The organism is Leptospira sp. GIMC2001 (assembly GCF_028462125.1).
GTDB lineage: Bacteria > Spirochaetota > Leptospiria > Leptospirales > Leptospiraceae.
On record NZ_CP115468.1, the window covers coordinates 3,153,965 to 3,178,231 of the forward strand.

The window sequence follows — 24,267 nt, forward strand, 5'->3', positions numbered from 1 at the left end:
TAAATATTAATGGCAGATATGGATGAGTCACTGAATGTTTTGGGTAAACCTCTTGAACCATGTTCTCTAGATCCTCTGACTGGATTTTTTAGAAATGGATGCTGCGATACTTCGAATGAAGATTTCGGAAGTCATACAATTTGTACTCGCGTTACAGAAGACTTTCTTATTTTTTCTGCATCTGCTGGGAACGATCTGTCAACGCCTAGACCAGAATGGGGTTTCGCTGGACTTAAGCCCGGCGACCAATGGTGTCTATGCGCATCCAGATGGCTCGAAGCTTACCGAGGTGGTTTTCCACCCATGGTTGTTTTGCAATCAACTCACAAGCGAGCACTAGAAATAGTACCGCTGGAAGTTTTAGAAAGATTTGCTTTAGACGGTGAGGACTGAGAGTTTAATTTTTAATTTTCTTTTCTTGAAATAAGTTAACTTGTCGGGACGGTATTTACCTAGATCCAATTCTAGCACTTGTCCGTCTTGCCAATGTTTGGGTAAGAGATCAATGATTAGATTTCTAGAACTCTTGTAGGATCCACTCCCTCCACAAGCTCCGCAATGTAGATCAGAGCCCATACAGTCTGGACACATCACTCTCACAGTTAATGGAATCTGGGCTCGAATGACTTGAGTCACTTCTTTATTTAAGATTTTCAACTCGACATCATGATTGATTCCCGTCCACTTTCGACGATCTTTCATCCTATAACCTTTTCGCATTAAACCAATTTTAGAATATTCTGTTAAGGAATGAGAGAACACAACTCGAGCACTCGGCAATTCGTAGACCGATCTCTTTTGAATCTCTTTCTGAATAGGATTGTCTTTGTCAAAGCTTAGTGATGCATATGCATAATCGTAGATTTTGCGATCCCTGTCAGAAGTTAAAACTTGATACGCTCTAAGTAATTTCTGAAACGCTAATTTTGATCCGGTTGCCGGATTGTCGGGATGAAAAGTTTTCGCAAGCCCACGAAATCTTTTCTTAATTTCTTCAGAGCTTGCACCATAGCGAAGGCCTAGACAACTGTAGTAGTCTGGGAATCCTTCGCTGGGATTCATTAATATTCCTGGTATTGACCGGATGTGTTCATTTCGTCCTTTATAAAACGAATATCTTCCACAAGTCCTTTGCCCTTCGCATCAATATAACGATCAATGGATGTTATGATTTCATGAAGTTTAGTTCTGTACAATTTTGCTAGACCCACTCTCTGCAAAGGTTCATATACATCTTTTAAAGGAAATTCTTTCAGAACTTCACCGGAAGGTGATATTTTCTTAATCGATATCTGAAACCCAGACCAATCGGCATCACCCGCTTTGTTTTTGATCTGCATGATCTGAGTGTACGGTTGTTCCATGTATTTGGTTGTTCGAGATTTGCGAGTAAGGAGTTCAACTGAGTTCAAATTGTATTCGGATCCACCACCTGTCACACCTAGGACGAACTGATGATTTACAATATAACGATTTTTGGTTGGATATTCGTACTGAACTCGGGAATACGATGCTTGAACGTATTTTCCATCACTCAATTTTTTCTCTTGGGACAGAAATGTCAGTCTCTTGCCTATATCTTTATGCAAGAGATCAATATCCTTTTGGATACTTTCCATATTCTTTTTCTGACCTGGACTCAGCTCTGGGATAGGCTTCAATCCTCCATACGTCGGGTCGATCTCCAGCTCTTGCGCGAATACCCCCGAATTACCTAATAGGAGGATGGTGAGGAATATTCTATAGATCATAACTTTCTCCGTGACTAACCTTATCATTATTTTCGACATCCAGCAACCGAAAAATAAATTTTGGTGGTCAAGCTTTTTCCCTTTTTTCATACTAGGCAAAAGAAAGGACCTCCCATCCACCAATGGAAATAGATCTTAAGAAAACTGGCAATACTGTAATCATCAATATATCTGGATCTCTAGACATTTACACGTCTCTTGATTTCAAAACCTTCCTCGAAGCCAATGTGAAAGAAGGCGATTCTAACCTCCATGTCCTGGTTAACTTAGAAAAGTTGAACTATATTGACTCTTCTGGAATTGGAATGCTAATCAAGCAATTGAATTATGTCCAGGAACTAAAAGGTAAATTCTCAATTGCTAATATGAAACCTGCGATTGAAAAGGTTTTCAAGGTAGCAGGATTGACTTCTTATTTCCACACAATTGGAGAAGAAGAATTCAAGGCGCAGTATTCTTCTTAATCAGGAAATTATTTAATTCTAAATCGGTTTTTCAGAAAGAAAAGCGTCCCAGATTCCCCAATACCTACCTTTTGCAATGGGTCCAACCGGCTCCAAACGTATTAAGATTCTGCTATCACTATACTCACTTGGATCAAGCCATATCCGAACGGGATTCTGGAAATTTAGACTACGTCCCACCTCTAGAACCTCTCGCAATTTCCCATTCACATAAATTCTAAGAACACGCGGAAGAAGAGGACGCCGGGCTCCAGGATTGTATTTTGTAAATTCTAAATAGAGATAGGTTCCCGTTTTCGATTCAGGATCTTTCTGCATGAGAAATTCATATCCTTCTTCTGGAATCATTCGACAAATATGATTACGAAGTCCCATCCAACCTTGATCCTGATCAATGGACCAGCCTTGGTAATTAGCCCACACTTCTAGCTCAGAGTAGGTGGCAAAATTCTCTGAACCCTTTTCTACTCCAAAGTTTATAAAATCTGGAAATTTTGATTTTTCATCTGCGAAACTTGTAGTAGTGTGGATAAAAAGAATCAAAATACAAATCCAGTGAAACATAGTTTTATTATCGGATTTGATATGAATAGATTGGAGTATATTTGAAAGGGTTTGTTATTACATTAGGAAATTTTGATGGAGCACATAAAGGACACCAGGCACTTTTTGCAAAAACTCTAGAAATTTCTAACAAATTTGACTTACCTTCTATGGCGATTAGTTACCATCCTAATCCTGCAATCGTTCTTGGCAAAAAATCCAATTTCACTTATCTACAAAGTCTTGAAGATCGCAAGAATGATATTCTAAAATCTGGATTGAGCCGAGTTGAAGTCCTTCCTTTTACAGAAGAATTGGCTTCGATGGAAGCAGAAGATTTTCTTGAGACAATTCTAATCAACAAATTTCAAGCAAAACATATCATCATAGGTTTCAACCACTGCTTTGGACGAGAACGTAGAGGAAATTTTGAGTTATTGAAGAAGTATGAAACTGTATATGATTACAAAGTCTATGAAGTCGAACCAGTTTATTCTGGTGATGACAAAATTTCTAGCTCTCTGATTCGCAGGTTTTTACAAGAAGGTATTATATTATCAGCTAATCTATGCTTGGGTAAATTTTTTAATATTTCGGGTACGGTAGTTGAAGGAAGAAAAGAGGGGCGAACCATTGGCTTCCCAACTGCGAATATTTTAATCCCAGCGGATTTGGTTTTTCCTGGACTCGGTGTGTATGCAACTCTTACTAACGGAATGCCTTCGATGACCAATGTTGGTGGCAAACCCACTTTCGGCGATGACAGAATCAGTATAGAATCTCATATTTTGAATTGGTCAGGGGATTTGTATGGACAATCCGTTCGCCTAGAATTTGTTGAGAAAATACGTGATGTCCAAAAATTTGCAAGCATTGATGATCTTAAAGCACAACTCACAAAAGATGCAATCACATCACATAGAATTCTGGACAATTAAAATCTAAATTATCTATCCAAACCTGTACCCAAAACTAGGATACAGGAGTCTCAACTAGTTCAATAATTCTCTCTAGAAATGGATGAAAGCCATCTAGCAGCTCGGGCAATTCATACTCCAAAATATCTCCTGCAAGTACGATATCACCTTTTTCTAGAGCGAGTGCGATATGTGAGAGACATTCATTCATTCCTTTATTGAAGCTTGCAAGTTCTTGATCTCCGACTTTCACTGTCTCTAGATTGAGATGAGGATAAGAATTTCTTAAGCTAATCAAAGCTGTTAGAAGTGTGTTCAATTTGTTCACTGAGTTGGAAAGAAATTCCGAACCAATATGATCTTTTCCAGATTGAAAATTCTCATTGATTTGTCTGAATTCTGATTTGATTTTATCAAGGTTAAATGTATATTCCTTAACGATATCAAGTAACTTATCGTTATCCAAGTCCAGGATAGCCGTTCTGTTACGTAGATCTAAAATAAACAATTTAAGATCGCGCAAATCTTCCAAGAATGTATCGATAGCTGTAACAGACTCAAGATGAGTTACAGTTTTGTGCAGAGTTTCCAAAATTTCTTCAACATTTTTGCCTTTTCCCATCGGGCGAATGGTATTGAGCTTTAGCTTGAGAAGTTTTTTGGCAGAGGAAAGGATGGAGTCAATCCAAATGATTCCTTCGCTAAGATCCCTTGTCTCATTCTCGGTAAGGGAATCTCTACCGATCAAAGTAGAACCAATAGAGTCCACATATCGATCCAACTCTTCTAGGCTTGATTGGAGTACATCGATTTCTTCACCGATGATAAAATCCAATCTTTTGACATCATGAAATCCTAGCTCACCCATTTCAGAAGTTCCGTAGTCTTTGCCATCCGCAAAACAAGATACCACATATTTTCCGTTAGTTTCTACCCATTTAGAAACGCCTTGGTAGACTTCACCGACGGTTTTTTCTTTTTCAAGATTGATATCCAATTTATGGTCGTTTACGAATATTAACATAGCTTACTCCTGTTATTTGCGCTTATTGCGCCCCTCTAAGATTATTATTGAGGTAGTTGCCGATTGATTTGTTTCGACCAACTCCCTGCTCCATATACAAAAACCTTTGCTTTAGCTTGCCTTCGTATGCTAAGATATGTGCTTCTTGGTTCTTTATCTTCTTTTTATTATCGGATATATTGTCTTCTAGCAACTGAATCTTTGAATTTACGATTCCACCAGTGAATTGGTTGTATGGTTTCAAATGTTCCACAATACGATAACCAACTCCTTCATCAGAAACCGCATCGGAATTCAAATCAGACGCAAATAGTTCTTTTACAGCTTCCGGATTCTCATTGAGAGCTCGATTCAACAGATCTTCGTCAATCTGAAGAAGTCCATCTTGCATTTTCTCCCACGATGTACCAATCTGTCCGGTTGAAATACCAATTTCTGCAAGAGTTCGAAATCCTTTCTCTTGTTTGTTCGGATAGGCACCACTGATGATAGTTTTAAGTCCAGATGTAAGTCGAAGAACAGCATTGTCTCCAGCAAGAAGTCCAGTTTTTTCTTTGTTCTTCCAGAAATCTTTTCCGATGTCGGCTTTTCTATCGTTGTCTGCTGCAAAATCCTTATCAGATATTTTGCCATCACGATCAACTGCTGTAATTTCTTTCGAGAATAAAATCAATTCATTGTAAGACTTAACAAAAGATTTAATCAGCTCTTTTCCTTTGTCTGTTTCAGGTTCGATATCAAAAGTAATCGGTTTCTCTGTAACTTTGAGTAAATTCAAAGAAACACTTTCCAAAACATCATTGAGACCTTCATTCTTGTCTCGACTGATCTCAACTCCGTCGATCTTAAACTTTGCATCTTTTGCTTCTGCAATATTTTGAATAGGCTCAGCACCTTTCCATTCAGGTTGAGAAACCAATTCCAGTTTGGAAATAAATATTGATTCTTCCCCTGAATTTGTAATTACTACTTTCTGAATCGCCTTGCCTTTCAGACTATCATCAAGTTTCCAAACATATCCTTCGTCTGTTGGAAAAATCGATGCGTTCTTATAACGCTCTTCCTCTCCAACTTTATAATAGATCCCAACATCCAATCTTGGTGGCTTAGATTCACCGTTCAATTGAAATCGTAAATAATCATCTTCTTGAGGTTTGGTTTCTGTGATTAAAAAAGAATAAGCCGTTAGAGTTTTGAGTTCAATTCCAGTTTCCGATTGAATAGGATTGTATGCCGGCTGAATATTGTTTTCAAATTTTTCAGATTGAAATGCATCTGTTTTTGTAATATCTAAATTGACTGCGAGAGTTTTTGCTTCCGGAGGCGGAGTGTATTCACCAACCAGTCCTCCTTGGAATAAAATACCATCTGGATCCATAAATTTCAATTTAGATTTGATACCAGACTTGGTTGCAGTAAGACTTAAAATTCCTTCTTCGGGATTTACTCGAATCAAGTGCGTGTTTGCAATGGATGCAGCCGAATTCTTGATAAGATTCGTTAGATCATTTAAGCTTCCACCAGTGAATTCCAATTCGATTTTTTCTTTTCCAGATACAATGGCAAATTTCCCAGCCTTGATCTTAGTCTCCAAATCTGTCTGCTTACCAGTTACTTGGTGCTTGGTTGCAAGTTCTATGATTTCAATGGATTTTTTTCCAGCTTTTGCGCCACGGGTCGCCTCACCGCTAAGAACTCCTTCTTCAGATGGAACAATTTTTTTGGTGGCAAGTGGAGATGTAAAAGTTGTAAGATTACGAGTTTTGGAATTGAGATCATTGGTTTTGTTCTTCATTTCCGTCCAAGCTTCAGCTTGCGCTTTGGAATAGAGATTTTCCATCTCCCATCTTTTGATGGGTTTTTTCTCCAGCTCTACGAGTTGCTTAACTATGTCGTTTGTGTTCTGTCCTGAGGCCATTCCTGGCATAGTGAATGCTGGCATTCTGTATTCCTCCGTTGTAATCTCTTTTTAATCTTCGTCGGCTCAAGAAAAAATATTAGGTATTTACAGATTTTTTTGACCTCGAAGACTGTATTCATGACTCAAATTGACATTTCAAACCCGGAAATCTTCTTTGATAGAGAATTGTCCTGGGTTGATTTCAACAACAGGGTATTGGAAGAGGCGCAAAACCAATCCAATCCCTTGCTAGAAAGACTCAAGTTCCTCTGTATTACAGAGACGAATTTGGATGAATTTTTCATGGTTCGTGTTGCCGGACTACTCAACGTTAGGCAGAGTGGTGCAGAAGAAAGATCCTTAAGTGGTCATAGCACATCTGAAATTCTGCAAACTCTCTCTAAGAAAGTATCTGAATTCGTGAACACTCAGTATGCAACTCTCGGCGAGATTATGGGACAACTTCGTAATGAAGGCATCATCATCCAAAACTCCGAAGAATTAACCGCTGATGAGATCAAGCTAGTTCGCGATTATTATAAAAAGGACGTATCATCCATTCTTACACCGTTAGCAATTGATACTTCTCATCCATTTCCGCATATTCTAAATAAGACATTGAATCTTGCCATACTACTAACCTCCGATGATGACAAGAGCAAAAGAGAAATTTTTGCCGTTGTGCAAGTGCCAAGCGTTCTACCTAGATTTCTTGCTCTGCCCGATCGTGGTGAAGAAAAAAGATTTTTCCCACTTGAAGAAATCATCAAGTTACATCTCTCCGATTTATTTCATGGTATGAAGGTAAAAGAAATTCATCCTTTCCGAATTATAAGAGATGCGGATATATCAATAAACGAAGAAGAGACTGCATCCGATTTATTAACCTCTATGAAGAATGAGTTGAAGAATCGAATGTGGGGTGATGCGATTCGCCTCGACCTCATGAAAGGATCGGGAAGAATACGAGAAGTCTTAAAAGAGTTACTTGAGTTACAAGAGTACCAATTGTACGAAGTAGATGGACCACTCAACCTCAATGATCTAATGTATTTTTATAATCTAGATAAAACATCTACGGCAAATTTAAAATTCACCTTTCCTCAACCGAAAGCTGGATTCTACGGCAAGAGTATTGATAATATCTTCCAAAGCATTCGTAAGGGTGATAAATTATTGCATCATCCTTACGAGAGTTTTAAGTCCATCGAAGATATGTTAAAAAAAGCAAGTGCTGATAACAAAGTACTTGCGATCAAGATGACTCTTTATAGGACCAGTGGCGATAGTCCGATCATACAATATTTATCAGAAGCTGCAGAAAATGGTAAGCAAGTAACCGTACTTGTTGAACTAAAGGCTCGCTTTGATGAAGAAAGAAATATTCGCTGGGCGAAAAAACTAGAAGATTCTGGTGTGCATGTTGTGTATGGAGTAGTCGGACTTAAGATTCACTGCAAGATGTTACTTATCGTACGCAAAGAAGATGATAAACTCAATCGCTATGTTCATCTTGGTACAGGTAACTACAATTCTACAACAGCAAGATTCTATACGGATTTGAGTTTGTTTACGAACAACACTGAGATAACAGAAGAAGTTGCACTACTCTTCAATGTGATAACAAGCAATGCAAAAATGCCGCAAACGAATCATATCTATGCAGCTCCTCTTTATCTAAAAGAGAAATTTATTGAGCTCATTGAAGAGGAAGCGAGCTTTGCATTGTCGGGTAAAAAAGCACATATTATTTTCAAAATGAATTCTCTTGTTGATCCAGATATCATCATCTCTTTGTACAAGGCAAGTCAAGCGGGCGTGCAAATTGATCTAATCATAAGAGGGATTTGTTGCCTTAAGCCGGGTATACCTGGTATATCGGAGAATATTCGAGTAAGATCCATAATTGGAAGATACCTCGAGCATTCTCGGGTTTACTATTTTGGCAATAATGGTAAATCAAAATATTTCTTGGCGTCGGCTGATTGTATGCCCCGAAATTTTTTGCGAAGGATTGAAGTAATGTTTCCCATCTTAGAAGAAAAGAATCGAGAAAAGATTGATAAAATTTTACAACTTCAACTTACCGATAATACCTCAGCTCGAGTATTACAAGCTGACGGAAATTATGTAAAACTAGAACCCGTAAACGATGAACCAGCAATCAATGCACAGGTGGACATGGCGAATTTATGACAGATTTAAATACACAAAAGAAAGAACTGACCACACTAATAGGTGATAATAAAGTATTTATTAAAAATGATGGGAATATAGATTCCAACTCATGGAATGCGTTTGGATTAGACAGAACAAAAACCTATCAGCCAAATTATGATATTCTGGTATTTCCAGAAACGACGGAAGAAGTTGCATCTATTGTAAGTTATGCTTACGCTAACAATCTAGCGATCGTTCCTTCAGGCGGAAGAACCGGTTATGCTGGAGGCGCTGTCGCAAAAAATGGTGAAATTGTTATTTCGCTGAATAAAATGAACAAAGTGGTAGATTTTGATCCGTTCCTTGGATCAATCACAGTTCAATCGGGAATGGTTACCAAAACCTTACACAAGGAAGCAGAAGAAAGAGGATTCTATTATCCCGTCGATTTCGCTGCAACTGGTTCATCCCATATTGGCGGCAATATTGCTACCAATGCTGGTGGCGTTCGAGTTGTTCGGTATGGACTAGTTCGAGACTGGGTTTTAGGTTTAACGGTCGTTACAGGGACAGGTGAAATACTGCGTTTCAATGGTGAAGTTCTAAAAAACAATACAGGCTATGATCTCAAGCATTTATTTATAGGAAGCGAAGGAACTCTTGGGATTATAACAGATTGTACGCTTAAGCTCACTACTCCACCAAAAGATATTCGTGTGATCCTTGTCGCTGTTCCTGATTTTCGTTCCATTTTGGAGATCTTCAAAAAAACCCATGACTCTCCCTTGCCTTTACTCGCCTTTGAATTCTTTACTGAGTTTTGCTTAGAAAAAGTCAAGGAGCACTTGAGTGTTCCATCTCCCTTTGGAGATTCATCACCTTATTATGTTTTGATGGAATATGAGATGAATCAAGCAGAAGATGAGGACAAATTGTTCGCAATTCTCGAGAATATTACAAACGAAGAATTGATTCTTGATGGTAGTATAGCTCAGAATTCAAGACAGAACGAAACATTCTGGAAGTATCGCGAAGGAATCTCGGAGAGTCTATCTCTTCACCATTCAGTTCATAAGAATGATATTTCTCTTCCTCTTCGAAATATGGAAGCATTTATAACTGAAATGGAGACCCTGCTAAATAGCAAGTATCCTGGTTTTCAGATTGCATTATTTGGTCATGTAGGAGATGGCAACCTACATTTGAATATACTAAAACCGCATGATATGGATGATGCTGAGTTTTACAAACAATGTAAGTCAGTAGATCCGGATATGTTTACATTGATTCAGAAATATCATGGTTCAATATCTGCCGAGCATGGAATAGGACTCTTAAAAAAAGAATTCCTCAATTATTCAAGAAGCGAATCAGAAATCGCTGCAATGAAAGGAATCAAATTGATTTTTGATCCAAAAGGAATTATGAATCCAGGGAAACTTTTTTAAGAAAATAATTTTATGACTAAGAAAACTGCACCTAAGAAAAAGAAAAAAACAACCGGCGAAATTAAAGAGCCCAAACCAAAAAAGCCGGAACAACATAGACTCGAACTCAGAAATACTAGACCCAGTGATTACAACGATGTTCGTAAGATTATGGAATCGGTTTATTCTTCGGCTTTTGATGGGGCATGGACTCAGGAAGAATTTGAAACCCAGATCACTTTATTTCCAGAAGGACAGATTTGTATCGAAGACAATGGCACTGTGGTTGCAGCTGCGATTTCCATGGTTGTAGATTATAGCAAACACGGAGACCGACATACGTATAAATCAATCACTGGCGGAGGCAAAATTCCAAATCATGATCCAAATGGGGACACTTTGTACGGTGTGGATGTGTTTGTTCATCCCAAAAAACATGGACTTAGACTGGGCAGAAGACTCTATGATGCAAGAAAAGAAGTCTGTGAGAAACTCAACTTACGAAGAATCATAATCGGCGGTTGGATGCCTGGTTACAAAGCTTATGAGGGTGAGATGAATCCTCAGAAATATGTCCAATTGGTTAGCCAGAAAGAATTACACGATCCTGTTTTGAGCTTTCAATTGGGAAATGATTTCCATGTTCGAAAAATCGTTACAAACTATTTTCCAGATAACAAAGGTTATAGTTCATTTGCAACTGTTCTAGAATGGATAAATATTTACTATCAGGATGAAGAAAAACTTATCGGCGGAGCTAAGTCCGTAATTCGTGTTGGAGTTGTTCAATGGCAAATGCGCGCAGTGAAATCTTTTGATGAAATGAAACAACAAGTAGAGTTTTTCGTCGATACTGTATCGGGATACAACGCCGATTTTGTTGTTTTTCCTGAATTTTTCTATGCTCCCTTACTCACCCAATTCAACAAAATGAATTCTTCTTCTGCTGTTCGTGCTTTGGCGGACTTTACAGAACAAATGAGAAATGAGTTTGTTAACATGGCTGTTTCTTATAATATCAATATAATTGCTGGATCCATGTTTGAATACCAAGATCATATTTTGCGAAATGTTGCTTATCTCTGCCGTCGGGATGGAACATTTGATTCCCAGTATAAATTGCATCCAACTCCCGATGAAGTTTCCTATTGGGGAGTAACTGGCGGAGATAGCCTCAAAGTATTTGAAACAGATGCGGGCAGAATTGGAATATTAGTATGTTATGATGTGGAATTTCCAGAGCTACCCCGAATTCTTGCAGAACGTGGAATCGACATGCTTTTTGTTCCTTACTATACAGACACTAAGAATGGATATTTGAGAGTCCGTCACTGCGCACAAGCCCGAGCTGTAGAGAATGAAATCTATGTTGTTATCTCAGGCTCAGTAGGCAACTTACCGAATGTGGAAAATATGGACATTCAGTACGCCCAATCTGCAGTTTTCACGCCTTGCGATTTTTCCTTTCCACCTGAAGGCATAGCAGCTGAGGCAACACCTAACACAGAAATGACTCTAATCGCAGATTTAGATTTGGATCTTTTGAAAGAAGTACGCCGACAAGGATCAGTTCGAAATATGCGTGATAGAAGATTGGATTTGTTTCGCTTAGATTGGCTTGGCAAACCCAGCTAAATCCATTATTTACTATCCAGTCGATATTAAAAAAACACTTGAGTTAATTAAAATAACCTACATTGAATCATTTTTTTTAGAATTGGTTTCAAATTGCAAGAAGTTTGTCAAAAATAACTTGCCTAAGCTACAAGTTGGATTTATACTTATCCAGCCTGATCACTTAGATATGAAAATTGATCCAATTCTAAATACAATCTTTGATGAATCCTTGGACTTCGTGTGCTTCGTCGATTTAAAAGGCAAATTTATTTGGTGCAATGGATCTTTTTGTGAGCTTATGGGAATCGAACGAAGCGATATTCTCACGATGAGTTTTGCTTCAACGATCTCAATAGAAGATGGGTTGGCAAATAAGGAAGATTTGTTCAGTTCGATCGATCAACTCTCAGGCACAAAATTCTCTTGTTCACACGAAAGCAGACGAAAAACCCAGATTGTCCTAGAATGGAAGTCAGTCTGGATTCAGGATCATCAGTTTTTCGTATTAATTTCAAAAAATAATATTGAGATCAATACTATAAAAAAACTAGATATTTTAGAACGAAAAACTATTGAAGAATCCATGAATCCTAATCTGGGTTTAGCGGAATTAATTTCAATTTACACGACTGGACTCGAAAATATTTTTCCTGATTTACTAACATCCGTACTTACCGTACGAGATAATAAAATATGGAATCTAACTTCTCATTCTCTTCCTGACGAATACTTGCAAGCAATTAATGGTCAAGAAATTGGTGAATACACTGGTTCCTGTGGGACAGCGGCATTTACACGTAAAAGAGTGATTGTTGACGATATTAGCATTGATTCAAGATGGAAGAAATATAAAGAATTTGCACTCAAAAATAAATTAGCTGCTTGCTGGTCTCAACCAATTTTCAATAGACAAGGAGATGTAATTGCAACATTTGCAAATTATTACAGAGTTCAAAAATCGCCATCTCAATTAGAGCTGGACATATTCGAGAAGTCATCTTCCTTAATTGGACTTCTCATTGAAAATTTCAAAAAACGAAACGAATTGTACGTAAGCAATGAAAGATTTGATTATATAAATCGTGCGACAAGGGATGCAATTTACGAATGGGATATTCAGAATGATCACCTAAAATGGGGAGAAAGTTTTGAGAAATTATTTGGATATTCACCAAGCGATTATCCGTTGTCTTTAAGCAGGTGGTACAATTTAGTTCACCCTTTGGATTATGATTTAGTTCAATTGTCTCTACAAAATTTTCTAAATGATCCGTATGTGAACCGATGGACTGAGCAATACAGATTAAGAAAAGCAGACGGAATCTACTCATATGTTGAAGAAAACGGCTATGTTATTCGAGATGAGAATAATAAAGCCAAAACAATGTACGGAGTTCTAAGGGATATAACTTCCACAAAAAACATCGAACTTCACAAGAAACTTCTTACTAAAATTACAGAGATCTTTACAATAAAAGAATCTTTAAAAGACGTTCTTAACTTTGCTTTAGATGAACTAATATCAATGGGAGATTTTCAATTAGCGGAAGTTTGGTTAGTTAAATCCAACAACAATAGCATACTTCTTAAATCTAAATCTTTCAAAAACAAATCTTTTGAAGAGTTTTATACGGGAGAAGATTCCCGAACATCTTTTAACTATGATGAAGGTTTGCCTGGCAAAATCTGGAAAAACAAAAAAATGGAAATCTGGGATGATCTCCAAAATAACGAAGATTTTCTTCGCAAAAAAAGTGCATCCAATGTCAAATTGCAATCTGCCCTTGGAATTCCTCTCGTAGCAAATGACAATGTTATAGGAGTTCTTGTTATAGCAAGCCTCCAATCCAAAACAGAAATGTTAAATTTTACCAAAGCATTCTCAGGATTGGAAACTTTTCTCGGAGCTGAAATCAAACGAAAGCAATTGGAAGAAGAACTGAGCCAATTTTTTGAGTACTCTCCAGAAGGACTCGTTATTACCGGACCCGAACATCATTTTCGAAAAGTAAATCCTGCCTTTGCGAATCTTCTAGGATATACCCAAGAAGAAATGACCAGTATTCCTTTCACAGAATTTATACATCCTGATGATCTAATAGCTACAAATTCAGAATATTCGGATACTCTTGATAAGAATAAAGTTACAGAAAGTTTCGTGAACCGCTACCGAACCAAGTCAGGACAATGGCGTTGGATATCTTGGTCATCATCAAAAATATTCGGTGAAGATCGATTATTCTATGGATTTGGAAGAGATATAACTAAAGAAAAAAAATTACAATCACTGTTGGATGCTGCCACATCAATCGCAAGAATCGGAGCATGGGAATACGACTTGATTACAAATCAAATGACTTGGTCCGATATTACAAAACAAATCCATGAGGTTCCACTAAGCTTCGAGCCTAATATTGAAGATTCAATAAACTTTTATAGAGAAGACAAGCGTGAAGAAATTCGAAAGATCGTTGAAGAATCTAAGATTACTGGAGAGCCAATTGATTTCGAGATGCCGATCATCACTGCGAAAGGGAACGAATTATGGATTAGAGCCATGGCTAAAATGGAAGTCCACGATGGGAAAACAATCAGAATGTATGGTAGTGTTCAAGACATTCATGAGAAGAAAACCATTGAAAAACAACTTAGAAAGAAATCCCTGTTTCTTGCAACCATTTCTGAAATAAATTCTTTACTTCTTACTGCGGATGGCTGGCTTGAAGCTATTTATCAATCCATCAATCGAATTTCAGAAATTTTAAATTCCACAGCAATCTATCTATTTGATTTCAATAGAAATTTAGATGGTACCTACTCTTTAATAAGGAGAATCGAAAATAATCGAGGAGATTCCACATTAAATTCTTCTTTTTTCAATGATTTTCCATTGGAACAAATTTTTCAAAACATTGATAACAGCTTAGATAACAAAGTATATGTTATAAATGTTAATGAATGCGAAGATATTGAAATAAAGCAAACTCTACTTGACAATCAAATATTATCCATCTGTATCGCGCCATTATTTGATGGCAAATTAATATCAGGGTTCATAAGTATTATTGAATGTCATAACGAATTCTTATGGAACTCAGAAGAAATTGAATTTATCGGAACATTGGCATCCAATTTTTCTTCTGCAATCGAGAAAAATCATGCCAAAAATTCTCTATTGAATAAAACGAAACTTTTAGAAATCAATTCTGAAGTTGTAGAATTTCTTTTAGAGGATGATGACTGGAAAAAGGCTCTTCCTGAATGTTTAGAAAAAATGGGTGTCGCTATTGATGCTGATCGATCCTATTTTTTCCAAAATTTCATTAATCCCTCAACTAAAGAACTTTATACGAGTCTTGACTTTGAATGGACCAATGGAAAAGTATCTGTCGAAATTGATAATCCCGACTACAAAGCTATCCGACTAGATGACCATCCTGTATTCTTGGAACTTGCGCTAAAAGGCAAAGAATTTATGTACTTGACATCTGAATTGGAAGGCGCGACTAGAGATATATTACTTGAACAGAATATTCAATCCATCTTACATATACCCGTTATGGTATTTGGAAATTTTTTCGGCTATATCGGATTTGATGATTGTTATAGAGAAAAGCGATGGAACGATGAAGAAATATCTTTTGTCAAAACACTCGCAAGTAATTTATCATCCGCTATAGAAAGGTCATTTCGAAACAATCAAATCAAAGAAGCGTTAGATGAGAAAAACTCAATACTCGAACGTATCACAGAAGCATTCTTCGCAGTTGATAATAATTGGGTTGTCATTTATTGGAACAATGTTGCAGAAAAAGTCCTTAATAAAAAAAAGTCTGACATTCTAGGCAAAAATCTTTGGGAAGTATTCAGTGATGCGAAATCTCTTCCTTCTTATGCTAACTACAATCATGCGCTTAGAACTGGTGAGACTATTCATTTTGAAGATTATTATAAACCAGTAGATCGCTGGTTCGGGATTAGCGCCTATCCGTCTCCAACTGGTTTATCTGTTTATTTCAAGGATATAACAATTAAAAAGATGGCTGATGAAGAAATTCAGCTCGCAAATGAAAGATTCGAAAATGTAACCCAAGCAACCAATGATGCAATCTGGGACTGGGATATTGTTAAAGGTACTTTATATTGGGGAGCCGGATTTACGGAATTGTTTGGATATTCCAATCAAACTATTATGCTTAATTTAAATAAATGGACTGAAAATGTTCATCCCGATGATCTCGATCCAGTTTTAAAAGAAATAATGGCAAGCATAGAAAATCCGAATATTTTTAAAACAAGGCAAGAATACAGATTTAGAAAATCTGATAATTCCTTTGCTTATATAATAGATCGAGGAATACTGATTAGAGATAAAAATGGTAAAGCAGTTCGAATGGTTGGTGCTATGACCGATATATCTTATCGCAAAGACTATGAGCTGTCCTTGAAATCACTCAATGAAGAACTAGAAAAACATACAAGGGAATTGGAAATATCAAATAGAGAGTTGGAGCAATTTGCTTATGTAGCATCGCATGACTTGCAAGAACCTCTTCGAATGGTTACAAGTTTTCTTACACAGTTAGAAAAAAAATACAAAGACGTATTGGATGAAAAAGCTCAAACCTATATAAATTTTGCAGTCGATGGAGCATTTCGAATGCGTCAAATTATTCTGGATCTTCTTGATTTTTCTCGTGTTGGAGAATTCTATGAAGAAAAGGAATTAATGGATATATCAGACATTGTAGATGAGGCCTGTCACTTTCAGAGGAGATTGGTTGAGAAATATTCAATTAAGATAATTAAAAATAAATTGCCTAAAATAAATAATCATAAAACTCCTGTTTTACAGATTTTTCAAAATTTGATAAGCAATGCGATAAAATATTCAAAAAAAGATGTGATTTCAACAATCGAAATAAGTCACAAATCTCTTGGAAATTTTTGGCAATTTTCAGTAAAGGACAATGGCATAGGAATTGAAGAAGAGTATTTTGAAAAAATATTTATAATATTTCAAAGACTCCATGCAAGAGAAGAATATGGTGGGACAGGAATGGGGCTTTCAATTGTGAAAAAAATTGTTGAGAACCTGGGTGGCAAGATCTGGGTTGAGTCGATTAAAGATCATGGATCTACTTTTCATTTCACTATAGCTAAATAAAATGTCTCAAAACCACAAATCATTTATTATTAGAATCAATCCAAAGATACTAGGGATATTTGTTTTTTCTTTTTTTTCAATTCTATCAATTTTTATTACAGAACGTATCTATGAAATTGAAAAAAAAAGAGAATTTTTACAAGTTGAGCATGAAGCAATTCTTTTCAAAAAACAACTAGAGTCTTCGCTCAATCATAGCATAACAGCAACGAAAGTAATTTCATTCTTTGCGAAAAAATTTATTTCCTCTGAAGAATTTGCAAAAATCAGTAAGGAACTTTTAGCACAGAATCCATTTATTGATGCCATTCAGCTAGTTGAAGGTTCAACAATTATTCATACTTACCCATTGACGGGCAATGAAATCACGATTGGTTATGATATAAGAAATGAAGATATTCATATAAATGAAGCTATGAAAGCTAAGAGCCGACAAGAATTGTATTTCGAAGGTCCATTTGAATTGATTCAAGGTGGGATTGGTATAGTTGGTCGCTTTCCAATTTATAGAAATGAAAAGTTTTGGGGCTTTTCTGCAGTTGTACTTAGGGCTAAAACTTTTCTAAGTGCTTTTGGCATAGATCCGAAAGGTAAAAACAGCAATTTTGTATATGAGCTCACTAAACGAGGAGAGGATGGTTCCGATATTGGAAAGTTTTTTAACCATGATCCTAATTACAATAAAGGAATTTTTCATAAAGAAGAAGTGAGTCTTGGAGATTGGAATCTTTATGTCAAAGCAAGATCTCCAAAACATTTAGTCCGCAGTCTACCTTATGGTGTTCTTGGAGTCATCTTATCTGTTGTATTGGGAATACTTAGTTACAGAATGTCCAATGAGCCTCAACGATTGCAGAGTCTGGTTGATCAAAAAACTGCAGAATTAAATTTACTAAATGAATCACTAAAACAAAAAGCCCGAGATCTTGAAATAACTAATAGCGAGATGGAACAGTTCGCATACATAGCGTCACATGATTTGCAAGAACCATTAAGGATGGTTACAAGCTTTCTTACACAATTAGAAAAAAAATATTCCGAATCCTTAGACGAGAAAGCAAAACTCTATATCTACTATGCAGTAGATGGAGCTAAGAGAATGAGGCAGATCATTCTCGATTTGCTAGACTTTTCTAGAGTCGGAAAGTTTGACGAAGAAAAAGAAGCAATTGATTTACGGAGAATAATAGACCAAGTCAGTTTTATTCTTCGAAAATCGATCGAAGAAAAATCGGCTGAGATAAATATTATTTCGATTCCTGAATCTATATTTTGTCATAAAACACCAATTGAACAGATATTTCAAAATCTGTTAAGCAATGCATTAAAATACAGTGCAACCGAAAGAACTCCTGTCATAGAAATCTCTTGCACGGAACTAGAAGATTTCTGGGAATTTTCAATCAAAGACAATGGAATTGGAATAGACGAAGATGCCTTCGATAGAATATTTATAATATTTCAAAGATTGCATGCTAAAGATGAATATGGTGGGACAGGAATGGGGCTCTCAATTGTGAAGAAGATTGTTGAGAACTTAGGCGGAAGAATTTGGGTTAAATCAAACAAGGGTGAAGGTTCAACATTCTATTTCACGATTCGGAAATAGAAAAATAAATATGGAAACAGTTCAAATACTTCTAATTGAAGATAATGAAGGCGATATTTTATTGACAACTGAAGCATTTGAAGAGGCCAAAATAGCCAACCAAATAACTGTTATACGAAATGGGAAAGAGGCAATTGATTATCTTTTCAAAAAAGGAAAATTTGAAAATGCGATTAGTCCAGATTTAATTCTACTAGATGTAAACTTACCTCTAAAAAGTGGACATGAAATACTCGATGAGATAAAAAAAGATGAAAGAACAAGGCAGATTCCTGTAATCATGCTAACCACTTCTTCATCCAAAAAGGATATCGATCTCGCATACCAAAAATCTGCAAATTGCTACATAACCAAACCAGTCGAAGTTGATAAATTTATGGAAGCCGTTGGATCAATCGAGAATTATTGGTTTCAATTAGTGAAATTGCCAACGAATCCAACCTAGTCTATTTTACTTTCGAGCTGCTCGAATTTCTTTGTCTAAACCAATCAATGATTCAGGAATTTGAATTTCCCTTTTTCGGAATTTCTTTTTATAATCTTTTTTATATAGATCATGGCAGCTTTTGCAAGAAGTTTCTGCCTTACCGCTATCTAGTGATTTATCCACAATTTTTTTCCAGTCTTCACGTTGATCATCCAATCCTAGACTAGGAACTTCCACGAGGATTTTGTTTAAGTAGACTCGATCACCTGTTTTTTTAAAATACTGCATAGCAGGTTTGGTATAGTCTTCCATGAAGTCATGTAAATTCGTAATGCGATTGTTAGACGTTTTTTTGTTTTGTTTTTTGTTATCTTGCGCCAACACTGGCAGTATACAAAAGCTGAGAATAGTGAAGAAGACAGCATAGTTCATTTTGTTCATTGTATTTTTTAATTTCTCCAGGTATTTAGACGATAGGTAGGTTAATTATTTATATTAAATCCCGACTTTTTCCAATGATTTTTTGCTCACTCGTCCAGTATAAATATCTTCGTAGTTCTGAAGATCATCAATAAAGGAATCCGAAAATCCTGCACGCTTACGAGTCTCTGGATAAAAATGATATGCTTTAGCTCGCCTTGGAGTGAAAGGATATTCTATGAGAGAATTGTAGTATTCCCAATCACTCAAAGATTCAGGCTTAGTTTTATTGAATACTGCAAGTCCCCTTTTGACATGCTTAATTTCATCTTCATATACTATGTTCATTATGTCCGCAGATTTATCATCGCCGTGAAATGAAAAGGCTTGCTTATAGATTTTTGTAAAATCCAAATTGGCACCCTCGAAAGACATTGATATTACAGCAGTGAATTTTTCGAGAGTTTGAATCCTGGGCAATTGTTTCCAGAACAATCGATTCAAAGGCTTATCTCCAAAACCTAATCCTAATTCTTGCATTCTCTCTCGGTACAATTTAAAATGATACTGTTCTTCGATTAATGATTTTAAGAATCCTCTCCGTGTTCCCGGGCCTGCTTTCGGAAATTTCAATAATGCCCAGGCAAATAATTCAGTTGCCATCAATTCATGATTTGCAAAATGATGCAGGCTAACAGCAATATTACGAGGATTATTCAAATGTTCCAATCGAGGTATTTTAGATTTCTCGTCCGACATTCGTATTGAATATTCTCGCTCTGGGGCAGATGCGATGATTTGAGAATCTACGAATTTATCTGTTCTGTCATCGAATAGATCCTCTGGTGGAGGAAGCAATTTATCTTCGAGATTGGGGGAACGCAATATCCATTCCGCATACTGCGCATAAGTCTTCATATAAATTATGATTTTTTCTAATTCATAGTTATGCAAACAATTTTTGTCATGACAGAGAAGTTCAAAATAGTAGCATCTGAAAATGGCTCAGTTCTATGATGATGTTTACAAAATAGTAAAACAAATCCCTGTCGGGAAAGTAACGAGTTATGGCAGAGTCGCAGTCATGCTTGGCAAACCTCGAGCAGCTAGAGCTGTCGGTTACGCTTTGAACGCTCTCAAGAAGGACTCACTCCAAGATATACCTTGGCAACGCGTAATCAATGGCCAAGGACGTATTAGTTTTAAAGGTGATAGCATCCGTGCAAAATTACAAAAAGAACTTTTGCTTTCGGAGGGAATTCAATTTGGAAAGGATGGAACAGTTGATCTAAAAGTATTTGTCTGGCCTCAATAAATCTTTACCAAAAAAAGATGTGACAAAATATACGGAAACTATGTTATACATTCATGTTACTTTTCAATCCAAAATCTCCTTCTTGGAAGGGTTTCGACGAAGACACTCAGTCTATCTTTAATAAAACAATTCAGTTCTTCGAATCAAAAGGTCGCAGCCAAATGAAAGCTGAAGATCATGCAGCCACTTGGCCTCAGGATTTTATAGACTTTATTGGAGAGTCCAAATTTTTATCAAAATTTTTAACACCTACACAATATGGCAATGATGGCTGTAGATATGATATCGCAAGAAATACTCAAATGAGTGAAATTCTTGGATTCTATTCATTATCACATTGGTACCCTTGGCAAGTTTCGATTTTAGGAACAGGACCAATCTGGATGAGCAAGAATGATAAGGTCAAAAAGCGAGCGGCCGATGCACTTGCTTCTGGAGGAGTTTCTGCTTTTGGTTTATCCGAGAAAGAGCATGGAGCTGATTTAATAAGTACTGATATGAAACTTATGGACAACGGTAATGGAAAATATACCGCCAAGGGTAAAAAGTTTTATATAGGAAACGGAAATATTGCGTCCATTCTGTCCGTTTTTGGTAAGGTAAATGGAGGTCGTGAATTTGTATTCTTTACCGCTTCGGCGAAGCACCCAAAATTCAAATTATTGCAGAACGTTGTGTTCTCTCAAAAGTATGTCGCAGAATTTGAGTTAGATGATTATCCTATTGAGAATGATGATATCTTATGTCGAGGACGAGATGCGTGGGATGCAGCACTTGGTACAGTTGCGTTCGCTAAATTCAATCTTGGACTCGCATCAACTGGTATTGCAACCCATGCTTTCTATGAAGCCGTTCAACACGCATCCAATCGAAAGCTGTATGGAAATGTTGTAACAGATTTTCCTCATATCCGGCAATTGCTTTCTGAAGGTTATGCAAGACTCTGTGCTATGCGATTATTTTGTTATCGTGCGAAGGACTATCTTCTTACAGCCTCTGCAACAGATCGTAGATATCTTCTCTGGACACCGATGACCAAGATGAAAGTCACACTTCAAGGAGAAGAAGTGATAAATCTTATCTGGGATGTGATTGCAGCTAGAGGTTTTGAGAAAGACTTGTATTTTGAATCGGCAACTCGAGATATTCGTATGTTGCCTAAGCTTGAAGGAACTGCACATGTAAATATGGTATTGGTCATTAAATTTATGGAATCTTTTCTCTTCGGCAATGAGAAAGTACAAAATGTTCCATCTTCCAATAATCCATCTCAGCAAGATTTTCTTTTCAATCAAGGATCCACTACCAAGGGATTAGAAACTGTTCCTTTTGGTGACTGGCGAAGAGCATACGAAGGATTCAATGAGCCAAATGTAAAATTATTTATTGAGCAATCCGAAACTTTTGTTCAAATGCTAAAAGATGCAGGCCCAAGTCCGGATCAATCCAAAGATTTAGACTTCATGCTAGCTGTGGGAGAACTATTCACATTGATTGCATATGGTAGCTTAATTTTGGAACAATCTAAAATTGATTCAATACCTTCAGAAATTATTGATCAAATCTTTGAATTCCAAGTAAAAGATTTTGGCAAGCATGCTCTTACTTTAAGTCAAAAAAATTCTACAACGGAGAATCAAGTTCAATATTGTCATAAACTTTTAAAGAAACCAAAAATAGATTCAGTTCGATCAGAAAAAATTCACCAAATGTTTATGAAAGAAGGCAATTCATACCAGATGAATAATTAATTGTAGACCAAATTCTCAGTAAAAATTTTAAAGTAGATCTTAGATTATGAATCTTCCTACAGCGAAACCAAACAGTCGAGTTCTGTTAGTTGAAGGTGGTGGAATGAAGGGCGCCTTCGCTGGCGGAGTTCTCACATCGATGAATAATCTATTGCCTGCTCAGTATTTTGACCTCATCGTAGCTGTCTCATCGGGTGCTTGCAGCGCAGCTTACTATGCTACAACTCCTAAACCTGATCCAATACGAGGGGAAGAACTTCTGGAAATATGGAGAAGCGAACTTGCAGGACGCAGATTGATCTGGATTCTAAATCCACTGCGTGGACGAACACTTCTTGATCAAAATTTTCTGGTAGATCAATTGTTCCGCGATAAGTATCCGTTATCAAAAGAAAATTTTGAGAAACAAGGGCTACCTGAATTTAGAGTTGCAGTTTACAATCTGAGAAAAAGAAGAATCGATTATATTCGTGCCAACGAAAATAATATATTTAGCTTACTCAAGGCTGCAACGGCATTGCCAATCGCAACCAAAGGCAAGCACCTAGTTGATGGTTCTCTTTATTGCGATGCAGCTATTGTAAATCCTCTTCCACTCAATCATCTGATTGAATCAGGCTACAAAGATATCACAGTTGTAATGAATTCTCCTGTACTAATGCAATCAACGCCTCTTGCTGGTTTTACTAGATTTCTTTCCTTTCCTCTAGATCGTAAAATTTCTAGGATGATGAAGAAATTTCATCATTTTTATTTCAACCAAAGTCGGTTAATATCGAAAAAGCCACCAGAAGGTGTCAAAATTCTAACAATTGCACCAAGAGAGCCGCTTCCTTTAGGTCTTGTAACAACCAAACAGAGATTACTCGAAGAATCTGTTGAAATTGGAAAAGCCTATGGATTAGAATATGCCGAAAAGATTCTTGCATCATCGAAATCTACAAAATCAAAAAATCTACCATCAGATCCAAAGAAAAAATTAGCGAATCAGAAAAAAGTTACCAGACAAAAGCAATCGGTATCATACAAAAAAATAAAAACAAAGTAAAAATAAATTATATAATTGTTTCGTATCATAGCATTAGTCGATGATTGAAATAAAGCAGTGAAAAACTATTCACTCATCATAGGTTGTAGATTCAATACGATTCTAAAAACTTTGAGTGCTAGATTTTTAATTCAGCAATGATTTGGTTGGCTTTCTCAATAAATTGTTTCTCTTCTTCTTCCGAGAACGGACCAAACTCGCCTCTCTTCATTCTATCCGCAAGAAAAATATATTCAATGCTTCCAGCTATTGTCATCTGAGGTTTTGCTTTATTTGGATAGATCTTCAATTCACCACCATTTGAGACGACCAGAGATCTTGGTGGAATTTTCTTGCCACCTCGAATGATACATCCAGCTGTAATTTGTGCTCCGTCGCCAATCTCTGCTGAATCTAGAATTACACAACCAATTCCGATCAAAACTCCCTTCCCTATTTTGCAACCATGAATCATTGCATTGTGACCAACTAACGTCCACTCTCCGATATCTATTCCGGATCTAGAATCAGTATGTAGAGTTGAGTTGTCTTGAATATTCACATAACTTCCAATATTGATTCTATTCATATCGGCACGAATAACAGCTCCCGGCCAGATGGAAACTGAATCACCCAGACTCACATCACCTATAATCGTTGCTTGATTGTGTACATAAGGTTCGGTTAATTTTGGAATTTGCATAGAACTTATACCTTTAAACTATCACTCGAATTAGCCATCCAATTT

General features: G+C 36.7%; 20 protein-coding genes. 12 read left to right on the top strand and 8 right to left on the bottom strand.

Translation table 11 applies throughout. The features are described from left to right. The first annotated feature begins 9 nt into the window (after positions 1–9). Complete coding sequence (locus O4O04_RS16025; RefSeq protein ID WP_272532792.1) at positions 10–393, top strand: DUF2237 family protein; 384 nt, start codon at positions 10–12, stop codon at positions 391–393. Here the strand turns inward: O4O04_RS16025 and O4O04_RS16030 are convergent. Together O4O04_RS16030 and O4O04_RS16035 are read right to left on the bottom strand one after the other, a co-directional pair. Further along, the gene (locus O4O04_RS16030) at positions 376–1,062 is read right to left on the bottom strand and encodes a J domain-containing protein (RefSeq protein WP_272532793.1); all 687 of its coding nucleotides are present in this window, start codon (positions 1,060–1,062) and stop codon (positions 376–378) included. The genes O4O04_RS16025 and O4O04_RS16030 overlap by 18 nt on opposite strands. Then, positions 1,062–1,751: a hypothetical protein gene (locus tag O4O04_RS16035; RefSeq protein WP_272532794.1), complete on the bottom strand. Its 690-nt coding sequence runs from the start codon at positions 1,749–1,751 to the stop codon at positions 1,062–1,064. The genes O4O04_RS16030 and O4O04_RS16035 overlap by 1 nt, the downstream gene beginning before the upstream one ends. A 122-nt stretch (positions 1,752–1,873) precedes the next feature. Here O4O04_RS16035 and O4O04_RS16040 point away from each other — a divergent pair, with 122 nt between their 5' ends. Next, complete coding sequence (locus O4O04_RS16040) at positions 1,874–2,215, top strand: STAS domain-containing protein (RefSeq protein ID WP_272532795.1); 342 nt, start codon at positions 1,874–1,876, stop codon at positions 2,213–2,215. Positions 2,216–2,233: 18 nt separating this feature from the next. Here O4O04_RS16040 and O4O04_RS16045 read toward each other — a convergent pair whose 3' ends face one another. Then, a complete protein-coding gene (locus O4O04_RS16045) occupies positions 2,234–2,779 on the bottom strand; it encodes an LIC10729 family protein (protein ID WP_442915904.1) in 546 nt (181 codons plus the stop codon). Positions 2,780–2,820: 41 nt separating this feature from the next. Here O4O04_RS16045 and ribF point away from each other — a divergent pair, with 41 nt between their 5' ends. Further along, positions 2,821–3,696: a riboflavin biosynthesis protein RibF gene (ribF, locus tag O4O04_RS16050; RefSeq protein ID WP_272532797.1), complete on the top strand. Its 876-nt coding sequence runs from the start codon at positions 2,821–2,823 to the stop codon at positions 3,694–3,696. A 34-nt stretch (positions 3,697–3,730) separates the two neighbouring features. Here the strand turns inward: ribF and O4O04_RS16055 are convergent, their stop codons facing one another. Together O4O04_RS16055 and fliD are read right to left on the bottom strand one after the other, a co-directional pair. After that, positions 3,731–4,699 (bottom strand): hypothetical protein, encoded by a 969-nt coding sequence (locus O4O04_RS16055; RefSeq protein WP_272532798.1) that lies wholly within the window; start codon positions 4,697–4,699, stop codon positions 3,731–3,733. A gap of 22 nt (positions 4,700–4,721) precedes the next feature. Then, entirely contained in the window at positions 4,722–6,641 is a 1,920-nt protein-coding gene (gene fliD / locus O4O04_RS16060) for a flagellar filament capping protein FliD (RefSeq protein ID WP_272532799.1), read from the bottom strand. 96 nt (positions 6,642–6,737) lie between these two features. Between fliD and ppk1 the strand changes: the two genes are divergently transcribed. The 6 genes from ppk1 to O4O04_RS16090 all read left to right on the top strand — a co-directional run bounded on the left by ppk1 (position 6,738) and on the right by O4O04_RS16090 (position 19,024). Then, positions 6,738–8,795, top strand: a complete 2,058-nt coding sequence (gene ppk1 / locus O4O04_RS16065; RefSeq protein WP_272532800.1) for a polyphosphate kinase 1 — start codon at positions 6,738–6,740, stop codon at positions 8,793–8,795. Beyond that, a complete protein-coding gene (locus O4O04_RS16070; RefSeq protein WP_272532801.1) occupies positions 8,792–10,207 on the top strand; it encodes an FAD-binding oxidoreductase in 1,416 nt (471 codons plus the stop codon). Before ppk1 ends, O4O04_RS16070 begins: the two co-directional genes overlap by 4 nt. Before the next feature lie 12 nt (positions 10,208–10,219). Further along, positions 10,220–11,821, top strand: a complete 1,602-nt coding sequence (locus O4O04_RS16075) for a carbon-nitrogen hydrolase family protein (protein ID WP_442915905.1) — start codon at positions 10,220–10,222, stop codon at positions 11,819–11,821. A 118-nt stretch (positions 11,822–11,939) separates the two neighbouring features. Continuing rightward, complete coding sequence (locus O4O04_RS16080; protein ID WP_272532802.1) at positions 11,940–16,970, top strand: PAS domain-containing protein; 5,031 nt, start codon at positions 11,940–11,942, stop codon at positions 16,968–16,970. Between the two features lies 1 nt (position 16,971). Beyond that, positions 16,972–18,579, top strand: a complete 1,608-nt coding sequence (locus O4O04_RS16085) for an ATP-binding protein (protein WP_272532803.1) — start codon at positions 16,972–16,974, stop codon at positions 18,577–18,579. A 10-nt stretch (positions 18,580–18,589) separates the two neighbouring features. Continuing rightward, on the top strand, positions 18,590–19,024 hold the full coding sequence (locus tag O4O04_RS16090) for a response regulator (protein ID WP_272532804.1): 435 nt from the start codon (positions 18,590–18,592) through the stop codon (positions 19,022–19,024). A 6-nt stretch (positions 19,025–19,030) separates the two neighbouring features. Here the strand turns inward: O4O04_RS16090 and O4O04_RS16095 are convergent, their stop codons facing one another. Both O4O04_RS16095 and O4O04_RS16100 read right to left on the bottom strand, forming a co-directional pair. Beyond that, complete coding sequence (locus tag O4O04_RS16095) at positions 19,031–19,447, bottom strand: hypothetical protein (RefSeq protein WP_272532805.1); 417 nt, start codon at positions 19,445–19,447, stop codon at positions 19,031–19,033. Between the two features lie 54 nt (positions 19,448–19,501). After that, positions 19,502–20,344: a DUF455 family protein gene (locus tag O4O04_RS16100; RefSeq protein ID WP_272532806.1), complete on the bottom strand. Its 843-nt coding sequence runs from the start codon at positions 20,342–20,344 to the stop codon at positions 19,502–19,504. Positions 20,345–20,426: 82 nt separating this feature from the next. Here O4O04_RS16100 and O4O04_RS16105 point away from each other — a divergent pair, with 82 nt between their 5' ends. From O4O04_RS16105 to O4O04_RS16115, 3 genes are read left to right on the top strand one after another with little or no spacing between them, the layout of a single operon-like run. Then, a complete protein-coding gene (locus tag O4O04_RS16105; protein ID WP_272532807.1) occupies positions 20,427–20,741 on the top strand; it encodes an MGMT family protein in 315 nt (104 codons plus the stop codon). Positions 20,742–20,794: 53 nt separating this feature from the next. Further along, positions 20,795–22,492, top strand: coding sequence for an acyl-CoA dehydrogenase family protein (locus tag O4O04_RS16110; RefSeq protein ID WP_442915906.1), 1,698 nt, complete (start codon positions 20,795–20,797; stop codon positions 22,490–22,492). A gap of 46 nt (positions 22,493–22,538) precedes the next feature. Beyond that, positions 22,539–23,540, top strand: coding sequence for a patatin-like phospholipase family protein (locus tag O4O04_RS16115; RefSeq protein WP_272532809.1), 1,002 nt, complete (start codon positions 22,539–22,541; stop codon positions 23,538–23,540). 118 nt (positions 23,541–23,658) lie between these two features. Here O4O04_RS16115 and O4O04_RS16120 read toward each other — a convergent pair whose 3' ends face one another. Next, on the bottom strand, positions 23,659–24,222 hold the full coding sequence (locus O4O04_RS16120) for a gamma carbonic anhydrase family protein (RefSeq protein WP_272532810.1): 564 nt from the start codon (positions 24,220–24,222) through the stop codon (positions 23,659–23,661). Positions 24,223–24,267: the final 45 nt, after the last annotated feature.

Coding starts and splice junctions, on each gene's coding strand:
- O4O04_RS16035 (WP_272532794.1), bottom strand. CDS start 1,751: ATGATCTATAGAATATTCCTCACCATCCTCCTATTAGGTAATTCGGGG.
- ppk1 (WP_272532800.1), top strand. CDS start 6,738: ATGACTCAAATTGACATTTCAAACCCGGAAATCTTCTTTGATAGAGAA.
- O4O04_RS16120 (WP_272532810.1), bottom strand. CDS start 24,222: ATGCAAATTCCAAAATTAACCGAACCTTATGTACACAATCAAGCAACG.
- O4O04_RS16075 (WP_442915905.1), top strand. CDS start 10,220: ATGACTAAGAAAACTGCACCTAAGAAAAAGAAAAAAACAACCGGCGAA.
- O4O04_RS16090 (WP_272532804.1), top strand. CDS start 18,590: ATGGAAACAGTTCAAATACTTCTAATTGAAGATAATGAAGGCGATATT.
- O4O04_RS16055 (WP_272532798.1), bottom strand. CDS start 4,699: ATGTTAATATTCGTAAACGACCATAAATTGGATATCAATCTTGAAAAA.
- O4O04_RS16110 (WP_442915906.1), top strand. CDS start 20,795: ATGTTACTTTTCAATCCAAAATCTCCTTCTTGGAAGGGTTTCGACGAA.
- O4O04_RS16085 (WP_272532803.1), top strand. CDS start 16,972: ATGTCTCAAAACCACAAATCATTTATTATTAGAATCAATCCAAAGATA.
- O4O04_RS16100 (WP_272532806.1), bottom strand. CDS start 20,344: ATGAAGACTTATGCGCAGTATGCGGAATGGATATTGCGTTCCCCCAAT.
- O4O04_RS16115 (WP_272532809.1), top strand. CDS start 22,539: ATGAATCTTCCTACAGCGAAACCAAACAGTCGAGTTCTGTTAGTTGAA.
- O4O04_RS16105 (WP_272532807.1), top strand. CDS start 20,427: ATGGCTCAGTTCTATGATGATGTTTACAAAATAGTAAAACAAATCCCT.
- O4O04_RS16045 (WP_442915904.1), bottom strand. CDS start 2,779: ATGTTTCACTGGATTTGTATTTTGATTCTTTTTATCCACACTACTACA.
- fliD (WP_272532799.1), bottom strand. CDS start 6,641: ATGCCAGCATTCACTATGCCAGGAATGGCCTCAGGACAGAACACAAAC.
- O4O04_RS16030 (WP_272532793.1), bottom strand. CDS start 1,062: ATGAATCCCAGCGAAGGATTCCCAGACTACTACAGTTGTCTAGGCCTT.
- O4O04_RS16095 (WP_272532805.1), bottom strand. CDS start 19,447: ATGAACAAAATGAACTATGCTGTCTTCTTCACTATTCTCAGCTTTTGT.
- O4O04_RS16070 (WP_272532801.1), top strand. CDS start 8,792: ATGACAGATTTAAATACACAAAAGAAAGAACTGACCACACTAATAGGT.
- O4O04_RS16040 (WP_272532795.1), top strand. CDS start 1,874: ATGGAAATAGATCTTAAGAAAACTGGCAATACTGTAATCATCAATATA.
- O4O04_RS16025 (WP_272532792.1), top strand. CDS start 10: ATGGCAGATATGGATGAGTCACTGAATGTTTTGGGTAAACCTCTTGAA.